The 12,064-nt window shown below is 48.1% G+C and carries 11 protein-coding genes and 1 pseudogene; 7 read left to right on the top strand and 5 right to left on the bottom strand.

Translation table 11 applies throughout. The features are described from left to right. Nucleotides 1–24 precede the first annotated feature (24 nt). Nucleotides 25–1,560 carry a spore germination protein gene (locus BP95_RS31395; RefSeq protein ID WP_036667612.1) on the bottom strand — a complete coding sequence of 512 codons (1,536 nt, stop codon included), beginning with the start codon at nucleotides 1,558–1,560 and terminating at the stop codon, nucleotides 25–27. A 200-nt stretch (nucleotides 1,561–1,760) separates the two neighbouring features. Between BP95_RS31395 and BP95_RS0125535 the strand changes: the two genes are divergently transcribed. The 3 genes from BP95_RS0125535 to BP95_RS0125525 all read left to right on the top strand — a co-directional run bounded on the left by BP95_RS0125535 (nucleotide 1,761) and on the right by BP95_RS0125525 (nucleotide 3,595). Then, the gene (locus BP95_RS0125535) at nucleotides 1,761–2,225 is read left to right on the top strand and encodes a MarR family winged helix-turn-helix transcriptional regulator (protein WP_021256250.1); all 465 of its coding nucleotides are present in this window, start codon (nucleotides 1,761–1,763) and stop codon (nucleotides 2,223–2,225) included. A gap of 127 nt (nucleotides 2,226–2,352) precedes the next feature. Continuing rightward, the gene (locus BP95_RS0125530; RefSeq protein WP_090511878.1) at nucleotides 2,353–2,751 is read left to right on the top strand and encodes a DoxX family protein; all 399 of its coding nucleotides are present in this window, start codon (nucleotides 2,353–2,355) and stop codon (nucleotides 2,749–2,751) included. 124 nt (nucleotides 2,752–2,875) lie between these two features. Continuing rightward, nucleotides 2,876–3,595 (top strand): pirin family protein, encoded by a 720-nt coding sequence (locus BP95_RS0125525; protein ID WP_090511873.1) that lies wholly within the window; start codon nucleotides 2,876–2,878, stop codon nucleotides 3,593–3,595. A gap of 128 nt (nucleotides 3,596–3,723) precedes the next feature. Here BP95_RS0125525 and BP95_RS0125520 read toward each other — a convergent pair whose 3' ends face one another. Next, nucleotides 3,724–4,395 (bottom strand): N-acetylmuramoyl-L-alanine amidase family protein, encoded by a 672-nt coding sequence (locus tag BP95_RS0125520; RefSeq protein WP_028533547.1) that lies wholly within the window; start codon nucleotides 4,393–4,395, stop codon nucleotides 3,724–3,726. 464 nt (nucleotides 4,396–4,859) lie between these two features. Here BP95_RS0125520 and BP95_RS0125515 point away from each other — a divergent pair, with 464 nt between their 5' ends. Beyond that, nucleotides 4,860–6,578, top strand: coding sequence for a phospho-sugar mutase (locus BP95_RS0125515; RefSeq protein ID WP_028533546.1), 1,719 nt, complete (start codon nucleotides 4,860–4,862; stop codon nucleotides 6,576–6,578). A 380-nt stretch (nucleotides 6,579–6,958) separates the two neighbouring features. Here BP95_RS0125515 and BP95_RS33360 read toward each other — a convergent pair. Next, nucleotides 6,959–7,060: pseudogene (locus tag BP95_RS33360) on the bottom strand (cation:proton antiporter); the annotation flags it as partial. Nucleotides 7,061–7,258: 198 nt separating this feature from the next. Here BP95_RS33360 and BP95_RS0125505 point away from each other — a divergent pair. Continuing rightward, nucleotides 7,259–8,338 carry a M42 family metallopeptidase gene (locus BP95_RS0125505; protein WP_028533545.1) on the top strand — a complete coding sequence of 360 codons (1,080 nt, stop codon included), beginning with the start codon at nucleotides 7,259–7,261 and terminating at the stop codon, nucleotides 8,336–8,338. A gap of 146 nt (nucleotides 8,339–8,484) precedes the next feature. On the opposite strand, the gene BP95_RS0125500 is transcribed toward BP95_RS0125505, so the two are convergent. Next, nucleotides 8,485–8,997: a dihydrofolate reductase family protein gene (locus BP95_RS0125500; RefSeq protein WP_028533544.1), complete on the bottom strand. Its 513-nt coding sequence runs from the start codon at nucleotides 8,995–8,997 to the stop codon at nucleotides 8,485–8,487. 161 nt (nucleotides 8,998–9,158) lie between these two features. After that, nucleotides 9,159–9,932: an AAA family ATPase gene (locus BP95_RS0125495; protein WP_028533543.1), complete on the bottom strand. Its 774-nt coding sequence runs from the start codon at nucleotides 9,930–9,932 to the stop codon at nucleotides 9,159–9,161. Nucleotides 9,933–10,037: 105 nt separating this feature from the next. On the opposite strand from BP95_RS0125495, the gene msrA reads away from it, so the two are divergent. Continuing rightward, the gene (msrA, locus tag BP95_RS0125490) at nucleotides 10,038–10,625 is read left to right on the top strand and encodes a peptide-methionine (S)-S-oxide reductase MsrA (RefSeq protein WP_081819975.1); all 588 of its coding nucleotides are present in this window, start codon (nucleotides 10,038–10,040) and stop codon (nucleotides 10,623–10,625) included. A gap of 126 nt (nucleotides 10,626–10,751) precedes the next feature. Further along, nucleotides 10,752–12,047: an SMI1/KNR4 family protein gene (locus BP95_RS0125485; RefSeq protein WP_028533541.1), complete on the top strand. Its 1,296-nt coding sequence runs from the start codon at nucleotides 10,752–10,754 to the stop codon at nucleotides 12,045–12,047. The last annotated feature ends 17 nt before the right edge of the window (nucleotides 12,048–12,064 follow it).

Raw genomic sequence — 12,064 nt, 5'->3', positions numbered from 1 at the left:
ATTCTCTGCCTATCAAGCTGCCTTCTAGGTTCCCCCTCTGCCTCTGCTACCCCCGACTTCCATTCGCGCAGATACATCGCGCTCCATTTGGGTATTCTCCGTCCATACGGGAACACGAAGAAAAATATCTTTGAGCTCTTCTTTGCGCATTGGCGCAATTCCTGACATATAAGGGATACCGAACGATCTCAATGTAAACAGATGTGTCATCAGCAATATGACCCCCATCATTAATCCCAGCATGCCTAGCATGCCCGAGAGGATCATCATAGGAAAGCGCAGCAGCCGCACGGCGATTCCCAAGTTGTAATGCGGCACTAAAAATGAGGATACCCCTGTAATCGCGACAACCATAACCATTGGAGCAGAGACGAGCCCTGCAGTTATTGCGGCTTGACCAATAACGAGAGCACCGACGATGCTGATTGCAGAACCAACCTGCTGTGGCAGCCGCGCGCCCGCTTCACGAAGCGCCTCGAACATAATCTCCATCAAGAACGCCTCTACAAGCGCTGGAAATGGGACTTGGCTGCGGGCTTTAGCCATCGTTAATATGAGAGCAGTTGGAATCATCTCCTGATGGTAGGTGATAATGGCTACATAAAGAGAGGGACCAATTAATGAAATCACGAGGCAAATGTAGCGCAGCCAGCGGATGATGGTGCCGAAGTGGTGGCGCTCATAGTAATCCTCAGGAGATTGCAAGAACGATGCCCACAGTCCTGGCGCAATGAGGGCAACTGGCGACCCATCAACCAATATGACGATACGTCCCTCAAGTAAATGGGAGGAAGCTACATCTGGACGCTCTGTAGTAAGTAACTGGGGAAATGGAGATGCCGGCATATCCTCCAAGCATTCTTCCACATAACCGCTGTCCAGCACACTTTGCAAGGACATGCCTTCCAGACGCTTCCGCACTTCTTCCAGCAATCGGGGGTCCACAATGCCTTCTATATAGACGTACCGGATTTCTGTGAGAGTCAATTCACCACGCTTTAACGACACCATCTTCAACCGTGGTGCTCGAACACGACGACGAAGCAATGCTGCGTTTGTCTGCAGCGTTTCTACGAATCCATCCCTTGGGCCGCGTACCACCGATTCCGCAGACGGCTCTGATACGCCCCGCTGATCGAACTTTATCGCATCAATCGTAAATCCAGCAGATGAACGGTGAGGTATAAGCAAGGTCAAGCCTGCTAATACTGCTTCCATTGCCGCCTCCATTGAATGAGTCGGCGTCACCTTCACAGCCGTAACCGTTCGCAGAATATCCTCTGCCAGTACATTAGCGGAGTCTGGCTTGTCCGGATAACGCTGCTTTAGCGGTTCAATAATATGCTCATCCAGCATCGCCGTATCCGTCAGCCCATCCAGATAACATAAGGTAGCCTTCTTGCCTCCCTGCAACTCGAAGGTGTAAAAAATCATGTCTTCACACTGCCGAAAGCAATCCTTCAAGAAGACAACATTGTTCTCTCCATAGGAGGACCATTCTACATTTTGCGGCATACCTGCTTGTGCAGTTCCGTTATGCTGCTCTTCTGTTGTAGGCATATAACCCCTCCTCCTTCGAAGTTCCCTACACTGAATACTGACTCTGTACCGAGTCTCCGTCTTCTCCCAATATAGGATTACATGTTCAACTGAAAATTATGAGTTGACAAAGAGTTTTGGGCATGATATATTTATCTCGAATTGGAGATATTAATTTTCAAGATATCAAAACTCCTTACCATAAAGGTGGTGAATGACAGATGACCAGACCTCGTACGGATGCATTCGATCCCGAGATTCAACAATCATTGAAGCTGTTCGTTGTCCTATCCCGCGCATCTAGGGCACTAATGGATTACGCCCAGCAGGATATGAAGCATTATGAGCTCAATCCGTCCGAATTTGCGGTCATGGAATTGCTCTATCATAAGGGTTCTACCCCTATCCAGCAGATTGGCGGCAAGATTTTGCTGGCAAGCGGCACAATGACCTATGTGATCGACAAGCTCGTGAAGAAGGGACTGCTGCAGCGAAGACCTTGCGAGAAAGATCGTCGCGTCATATACGCTGAACTGACACCTGAAGGAGAAGCCGTCATTGGCGACATATTCCCAAGGCACGCAGAGGCTCTTCACGAAGCCGTGAATGGAATGTCTTCGGAGGACAAGGAGCAACTCATTAGCTTATTGAAAAAATTGGGGCAGAGCGTCCCTTCACCGAAATAGCCCTTTTCATCAGAGAAGGGTTTCATTTTGAACTAATATCTCGAATTCGAGATTCTCAGTCAAGTACTTTAACAAATAAACAGGTAAGAAGAACGTTCTTACCTTACATTATTAGGAGGAATATTATATGTTGGCAGATTACGGTTTATTGATTATTCGTCTCGTTATTGGATTGACGATGATGGGACACGGAGCACAGAAGCTGTTCGGATGGTTTGGCGGTTACGGAATTAAAGGTACAGGCGGCTGGTTCGAGTCTATCGGAATGCGTCCTGGCCCACTCATGGCGCTGATGGCTGGGTTGACTGAGCTTGCCGGTGGCTTACTGTTCGGGCTCGGCTTCCTCACATGGCTTGGCGCAGCATTTATTGTCGGTACAATGCTTGTTGCGATTGTGAAGGTCCATGGGGCGAACGGCTACTGGGTAACGTCGAACGGGATTGAATACAACGTGATGCTGATTGCAGCTGCCATCGGTGTTGCACTGATTGGCGCAGGCTCCTTGTCTCTGGACGCATTGCTGTAACTTTTCAGCATTATCCAATTATTAATCGTTCACTAACGCAATTAATCAAAGACTCTGTTCATCAAGGCATACAACTGCCGAACCTAATCGTACAGAATATGAACCATAGTGGGAGGACTCTACAATGAACACGACAATGAAACGTTCCATCCAACGGGCTGGAGACCGCTATCATAACAACCATGGTTGGTTGAAGACATACTTCAGCTTCTCCTTCGCTGATTACTATGATCCAGAAAATATGCACTTCAGCGAACTGCGTGTACTAAATGATGACCATATTGCGCCGGGTACTGGTTTCGGTCTACATCCCCATAAAAACATGGAAATCGTAACCGTCGTCTTGAAAGGTGCACTGGAGCATAAGGACAGCACAGGCAACCGCGAAATTATCGTGCCTGGTCAAATTCAACGCATGAGCGCCGGAACAGGGATCTACCATGGTGAAGCGAATGCGTCCAGCTCTGAGCCGCTTGAATTGCTGCAATTATGGTTTATGCCGGAACGACTCGGGATCGACCCATCCTATGAGACGCATACTTACGGCTTGGAATCTATCCAGAACCGCCTGCTTCCGGTCGTATCCAATCACGCAGAAGAGCTTGGAACTGCCCATATTCATCAAGATATGACGATGTATTTGGGCCAATTCCCAGAGGGAGAAGAAGCGACTATCGAACTACGACCGAACCGCTCCCTGTATGTATTCGTGATGGAAGGCGAAGTTGGCTTCGAGGACGGTGAAGTACTACATCGTCGAGATGCAGCTCGTATCAAGAATGCCGATACGATGAAGTTCCACTTCAGACCAGGCACTCATGTGATGGTCATCGATTTGCCTTAATCATTTTTCTCTATTTTGCCCCCTTCCCAATTCATATATAATAAAAGAACAAGGGATGCACTGAAGTGCACCCCTTGTTCTTTTTATATCTACATTTCAATTTGTACCCTGCTCTCTTACATTCCGTATTAACGCAGCACATCTATGATTCCATCAACAATTGTCTTAGCCGCTTGTTCTTGAAAAGCCTGCGACTTCATTCGCTTCTCATCATCATGATTGGAGATGTATCCAAGCTCAAGTAGGATCGACGGTCTTGAATTATCCCGCAGCACCATGTAATCTCCTACATGAACGCCGCGATCTCGCATATTGAAGCTCTGCTTCAGATGCTCATGCATCGTGTTGGCAAGCTGCCAATTGTTATCATCGTAATAGTAGGTCGTCATTCCTTCTGCTTCTCCCGTATCGAAAGCATCATAATGAACGCTCACATAGAGATCTGCTGACTTCTCTTCAGCGACGTCAATTCGCTGCTGCAAAGATACCGTCTCGTCCTGCTCTCTTGTGACCACGACCTGTGCGCCTGTCCGTCGCTGAAGTTCGCGCTTAATCGCCTGAACGGTCTGCAGCGTCACATTCTTCTCCAGTGTGCCCTGCTGGCCAACCGAACCTGAATCCTGTCCCCCATGGCCGGGGTCAAGGACGATCGTCTTCCCTACTAGTTGCTGTCCTCCGCCCTCAGGTGAGTGCAGTAGGACATGTTCCTCCTGTGAACCATGTACATCCTGCATATAAACATAAGTCGAGAGCCCCAAGAATAGGAGCGCCGATAAACATACCATAGTCAATCTTTTCATTCGTAGACTACCTCTTCCCTTCTCTATCAATCTCGTTGATGAAACTAGTTTACTAGCCTCATATCAAGATGAGATAAAGATCGGGTAAAGAAAAAAGCCACTTTCTTGGAGAAAGTGGCTACAGCAGCGCTTTCATTGTTATTGCTGCCTCTTATACTAGTAAAATTGACACAACAATTACCAAGAACGAACTGCATTGAATCTGGTCACAGAAGCGCCTCCTGCAGTCTGTTCACAGATAACGGGATATTCATCTTCGATACACGCTTTCCGACCTCAGACGAGCTGCTTCAAGCATCATTTTGGTTTGTAAATCATATATTTGTTTCATTGTTCAACAGACTCTACATGATTAGGAATAAAAAGGAATCTATGATTTTTACACATGCATGAACCTTCATTATCCAGTACAATAGGGAAAGTAACCGTCAGGTAAATGATTCTTTTGAAGGAGGATTTCACGAATGGACACTGCACTGCATGCACAACAAGCCTACGATGCGTGGCTGAACGATGCACACATTGATGAGGCGACGAAGGCAGAATTGCAGCAGATTGCTGACAACGAACGAGAAATTACAGACCGTTTCTATAAAGACTTGGAATTTGGTACAGGTGGCTTGCGCGGCGTTATTGGCGCGGGCAGCAACCGCATGAATGTATATACAGTAGGCAAAGCCACTCAAGGTCTTGCCCAATACTTGAAGTCAGAAGAAGCCGCTCCTTCCGTCGCGATTGCTTACGACTCTCGCCACTTCTCTCCAGAGTTCGCGCTTGAAGCAGCCTTGGTTCTAGCAGGCAATGGGGTAAAGGCATACGTATTCGAAAGTCTACGCCCTACTCCTGAGCTGTCTTTCTCTGTGCGGAACCTGAAGGCAAGCGCAGGCATCGTGGTAACGGCAAGCCACAACCCGCCAGAGTACAACGGGTACAAAGTATACGGCAACGATGGTGGACAAATTACACCACATACAGCATCGCGGGTCATTGCTGAAATTCGCGGCATCGAATCATTCGCGAGCATTCAGAAGCTAACCCGTGAGGAAGCAGAAGCACAAGGACTCCTCGTGTGGCTTGGACAGGAAATGGATGAAGCATACATAAATGCCGTTGCTTCCGTCAGCCAAAATGAAGATATCATTCGCGCATCCAACGATTCATTCCGTGTACTCTTCACACCGCTTCATGGTACAGGCAACAAGCCTGTACGTGCTGTATTGGATCGCATCGGCTTCCAGCAGGTTCGCGTCGTAGCGGAACAAGAGCTTCCAGACGGCAGCTTCCCTACCGTGAAGTCACCGAATCCAGAAGAGCGTGAGGCATTCAGCATTGCCATTGAGCAGGCTAAATCTTGGGATGCGGACATCATCATGGGTACAGACCCGGATGCAGACCGCATGGGTGCTGTTGTGAAGAATGCGGACGGTGAATATGTCGTACTGACCGGCAATCAGTCCGGAGCGATCATGGTACATTATTTGCTGGACGCGATGAAGACCAAGGGGACATTGCCAGCGAATGGAGCTGTGATCAAAACAATCGTAACGAGTGAGCTCGGTTCAGCAATCGCTCAATCCTTCGGCATGACGGTATTCAACACGCTCACTGGCTTCAAATATATCGGCGAGAAGATGACAGAATTCGATCGCACAGGTGAGCATACCTTCATCTTCGGCTACGAAGAAAGCTATGGCTATTTGGCAGGCAACTATGCACGCGATAAGGACGCTGTTATCGCAGCTATGCTCATCAGTGAAGCTGGAGCTTATTACAAAGCACAAGGCAAGACATTGTACGAAGTGCTGCAAGATTTGTATGCGCAGCACGGTCATTATCTCGAAGGCCTGCAAACACGTACGTTGAAAGGTGTGGAAGGCGTAGCGATCATCCAAGGTATTATGAATAATTGGCGTGAAGATGCTCCTTCTACAGCAGGCGGTGTGGCCATCACCTTGACTGAAGACTTCGCACAAGGCCTATATGATCTGCCGAAGGAAAATGTACTGAAGTTCCACCTCGAAGATGGCAGCTGGTTCTGCCTCCGTCCATCCGGAACCGAACCGAAGATTAAGATGTACTTCGCCGTGAAGGGCTCGACTGGCGAAGATGCTGCAGCACGCTTGCAGCGCGTATCGGAAGACGTAATGTCACGTATTGATGCATTTATTCAAGCGCAATCCTAATATCCATTATTGTGTTATCAAATAGATGTAATTTGCGCCGCCGTCTCGGCTTTCTCTGCGGGATGGCGTTATCATGACGCAGCATCGAACAAAAAAACAGCAGCTCCGGAGCATCAGATGCTCTGGAGCTGCTGTTTTTCTTTATCCGTATGCGTTTCCGATTAAATATTCTTGCAGTGTATTCTAATATACTAATCCGTTGCGCTGCTTCGCCTTGGCGTCCCTTTATTCTTTTCCGTTACGTAACCCCGATTTGGTATGCCTTTATACGTTTCCATTGCACACTCTGACACGATACACCATTATGCTTCCCTTATACGGTAAGCTCAATTTACCTCTTCAGCTCTTCCACGTACTCAACCGAGCCTGTAACAATCAGCGACGACCGGAATAATCGTCAGCCTGAATCGGTGCAGAGCAATTGGCGTCAGGAAGGCAACAATCAGTACGATAACCAGTGATGTTAACGAATGATGATCCAATTCAATTCCTCCTTATCTCTAGCTTCATGCGCTTACTTAGTGTGGCATCATGAAACAGTGTTGAAAATGTTCATCTCTTTCTTTCCATTTCATACCTCAGCAGCAAGACATGTTCCTCGTGATACACGCTTGCATCCTGCATCAAATCGGTTCATACTAAAATGATGAACAGGCTTTAGTGATGAAAGGAGCAATCCCATGCAACAGGAAACGTTAGAATTATTCCGCACGCTGACGGAATTCCCTTCCGCTCCCGGCTTCGAACGGGAACTGCGTGCCTTGGTAAAAACTGAATTATCCAAATATACAGATGAATTCGTGCATGATGCACTCGGCAGTGTCTTCGGCGTTATGCGCGGCGACGAGCAAGGCCCTCGCGTTATGGTAGCCGGCCATCTCGATGAAGTTGGCTTCATGATCACGCAAATTACACCAAACGGGATGTTGAAGTTCCAACCGCTTGGCGGCTGGTGGGGACAAGTTGTACTCGCCCAGCAGGTTGAAGTTATTACGCCAAACGGCCCACTTCCAGGTGTTGTAGGCTCCATTCCGAAGCATCTGCTTGACGAAGCTACAGCGAACAAGCCTGTAGACGTGAAGCATATGTACATCGACATCGGTGCAGACAGCCGTGAAGAGGCTGAACAGGCGGGCGTTCGCCCTGGACAACAAATCGTTCCGGTCTGCAAATTCACTCCATTGCTTAATCCGAAGAAAATTATGGCTAAAGCATGGGACAATCGTTATGGTGTTGGACTTGCCATTGAATTGATGAAGGAACTTCATCGTGAGCAATTCAAGCTTCCAAATACATTATTCTGCGGTGCAACTGTTCAAGAAGAGGTTGGTCTTCGCGGAGCCCGTACATCTGCCAACTTGATTCAGCCCGATATCTTCTATGCACTGGATTGCAGCGCAGCGAATGATATGACGGGTGACGTGAATTCCTTCGGCCATCTCGGCAAAGGTGCATTGCTTCGCATCCTCGATCCTACGATGATTACACATCGCGGTCTCGTGGAGTTCATCCAAGATATTGCGGATACATTTCGCATTCCGTATCAATACTTTGTATCTCCAGGCGGGACAGATGCTGGCCAAGTGCATTTGAGCAACAAGGGTGTTCCTTCGACGGTCATCGGCGTATGCGGCCGCTACATCCATACACCTGCTTCGATCGTTCATACAGACGATATCGACGCAGCCAAAGAACTGCTTGTTCAACTGGTGAAGCATACTGACCGTACAACGTACAACACGATTGTAGAACGTTCGTAACGTTATTTCTTAAACCAAAATCGGCAATATGTAAACGAGATTGTACTTAGATGGATTCAACAAGAGCGCAGAACACTGTTCGTATGAACAGCGTCTGCGCTCTTGTTGTAAGGCTGAATCCCAAGAAATGAAAGATTCATTCCCTGTTATGAACGGGAATAATGCAGCTCTACGAGCCCCGAAGAATAGCTGTGCGTGCCAAGCAGATGATAGGTACGCATCGTATGATGCTGTGGAAATAAAGGGATGCCCCCTCCAAGCAGTATAGGATGGATGAAGAGGCGAAGTTCGTCTACCCATCTTTCCTCCAGCATTCTGCCGATGATCTGCGCACCGCCTACAATCCATACTTGACGCTCCTTATCTCCGAGCTTCGCTGACAAAGAAGCCGTATCGGGAACATATGTCACGTAATCATCGCGACCTTGGCGGCTTGTCGTTAGCACATAGGTCTCCTTGCCTTCATAAGGATAGGCGCCGAAAGTCAACACTTGATCATAGGTGTGTCTGCCCATAATAAGCGTATCGATCGAACGGTAGAAATCCTCGTAACCGTAGTCTTGATCGGTGAACAGCCAATCAACATCACCATTGTCACGTGCCACATAGCCGTCCAGACTTATCGCAATATAGACATGATAACGCGAACTGTGCGCCATTCTTGCATCTCCTTTTCCATACCTATAGCAGGCTTCACTATACATAGCATACGGCAATGGACATTTACTCATTCACGGCTTCAGGAATCGGTTCTTATCCACTCACTTCCCTATATCCCCCCGATGATCCCACACACGACACATGGATGCCTCTCTACAAATCAATCCTCATCCGCTTCGAACAGCGTTCGAATCATAGCCCCCCGATCATTCATGAAGCTCTTCGTAATGATATAATGATCTGTCTCTTCCAGCTCCACCAGATGAACCCCATCTTCATTGAGCTGCCAGATCTCCGCATTCGGATAGGACATCAAGATCGGAGAATGAGTTGCGATAATGAACTGCGACTGCTTGTTCACAAGCTCGTGCATCCGTGCAAGGAGCGTCATCTGGCGGAGCGGCGACAGAGCCGCTTCAGGCTCGTCCATCATATACATTCCGCGCCCGCCGAAGCGGTGCAGGAACGTATTCAGAAATGACTCCCCGTGCGACTGCTCATGGAGTGATTTCCCCCCGAACGATTCCTTAATTTTCGGGCCTGGAGATGCGATTGCATCCAGTTCTTCAATATTTGTCGCCACATTATAATAACTCTCCGCACGCAAGAAGAAACCGTCCCTCGGGCGCTGAACCCCCCGAGACAGCCTCAGATAGCGATATAGTTCAGAGTGTGTTGCAGATGTCGAAAATGAAAAATTCATTGAGCCGCCTTCTGGATTGAAGCCCCAAGCAACAGCAAGCCCCTCCAGCAAGGTAGACTTCCCTGTACCGTTCTCCCCGACAATAAAGGTAACAGGTTTGCGAAATGCAAGCTGGTCGAGAGAACGGATCGCGGTAAGATCAAAGGGATACTGATGGAAGGAAGGTACTTGTTCACGCAATAACGTTATTTGCCGCAAATAGAGTGGCGAAGATTCAAATAGGGAATTCATAGGCTCATTCCTCCTTGGCAGGTGAATCGTCTCGCGGTACACTGTTAGACAAGGCTGCGAGAAGTACAACCACATTATCTATGATTAGGAACAGGGAGGGCAACTATGATGACAACGTCTGCCGATCAATCCACATCCAGCACGTCTGAAGTGCAGAACAATAGAACCGCTACCGCAACATTCGCGGGGGGATGCTTCTGGTGTATGGTGAAGCCATTTGACCAATGGGATGGCGTCTATCGCGTCGTATCTGGCTATACGGGTGGGCATACCCCGAATCCTACATACGAGCAAGTAAAAAAGCAGACGACCGGTCATCTGGAGGCCGTACAAATTACATACAATCCAGACATCATCTCGTATAGCACGATGCTTGAACTGTTCTGGGCGCAAATCGATCCAACCGATGACGGCGGCCAATTCCAAGATCGCGGTGAATCGTATACGGCGGCTATCTTTGTGCACAATGAGGAACAGCGCCAACTAGCTGAGGCATCCAAGCTGGCACTTGCTGAGAGTGAACGCTTCGACAAGCCTATCGTGACGCCAATACGCGATGCTGCCCCCTTCTATCCTGCGGAAGACTATCATCAAGACTACTATCGCAAGGAACCGGAACATTATAAGGAGGATCGCTCCAAGTCAGGGCGCGATGAATTTATCGCTCAGCATTGGAGAACGACAGATATGTAATGTCATGCAGTGGAATCATCCTTCTTATTTTCAATATGATCTGAAACGGAGGGACAGACGATCGAAACGGAACAATTCGTACACGCCTTTACCGAGTGGATACCACATCAAGCCATAGCCACGGGAGTGCAAGCTGATGACTTCAAGCATATTGAAGCACTCACAGGATGCATGCTGCCCGATAATTTCAAGCAATTATATGTCATGCATAATGGAGAACTACCTGGCGAGCATCTATTGATACTAGGGTTCTACTGGTTGAGTCTGCAAAATATTGAATATGAAATCCGCCTTCAACTAGAGATTGCCTCCAACTATGAGTTCGACACGATCTCGTACCAGAAGGACTATATCCAGGAAGTCACTTGGAACCCCGGCTGGATCCCGTTTGCTGCCGATGGTTCAGGCAATTTTATCGCGCTTGATCTTGCACCTGGCCCAAAAGGCACGAAAGGGCAGATCATTAGCTGCGGCCGCGATGAACAAGAAATGGTCGTCATAGCCGATTCACTGGAATCCTTTTATTCCTTTATCCTTGATCAGTTTCAGGCAGGACGCTGCGTATACGATCAGGAGAATCAGTACGTTCTATGGAAAACAGGCCATTTATTCGATGAATTGAAGGAGCTTCTACTTCCCACCGACGGTGCGGATGAAGCAGAATTCACTAACTGGTGGAGTCGCTTGGATGAACGATGGAAACAGGAGCTCATACGTGTCCTTGGCAAAGAACCAAGCTCCTTCACACCAATCGAGGCTGTACGTTTCTTTTTTGTATGCGACGAGGAAATTACTGACCTGTCTCCCCTCTCTACATTCAAGAACGTCAGAGAATTGTGCCTGCTTCGCCAATCGATCCAAGACATCAGTCCCATTTTGACTCTGGTCGATTTGAAAAAGCTCAGTCTGGCGCAAATGCCTACAATTACGGATATCTCGCCGCTGGCAGCACTTCCCGCATTACAGGAGCTCAGCCTGTATAAAGCTGGCGTAACGGATATTCAATCCCTTCCGCAATTCCCGGCTCTTAAGAAGGTAGGGCTGGAAGGCTTGCAGCTGGATTCGCTGGAACCACTCTCCCAGTGCAAAAAATTGCAGGAATTGTCCCTCTCCGATATCCCTGAATCTGCGTATAAAGTGCTCTCTCGCCTCAAAAATATGAAGCAGTTGGAGATAGAGGGAACGGTCAGAAACATTGATTTCTTAGCAAATATGAAGAAGCTCGTGTCGTTGAAATTAGAAAAGGCGGAAGATGGCCGCTATGATATATTGACAACACTGCCGAAATTGAAACATCTCATCTGCAGCTATGAGGTATTTCAAGCTACGCATTCGCGATTTGAGCAGAAAATTCAATACACATTAATGGGCAACACGACTGAGGCTGAAATGGAGACATACCAAGATTACGTCTTGAATTAAGCAGAACGAACGGATTG

This window comes from Paenibacillus sp. UNC217MF (assembly GCF_000686865.1).
Taxonomy (GTDB): domain Bacteria; phylum Bacillota; class Bacilli; order Paenibacillales; family Paenibacillaceae; genus Paenibacillus_B; species Paenibacillus_B suaedae.
This window is presented reverse-complemented; position numbering and strand designations above follow the sequence as displayed.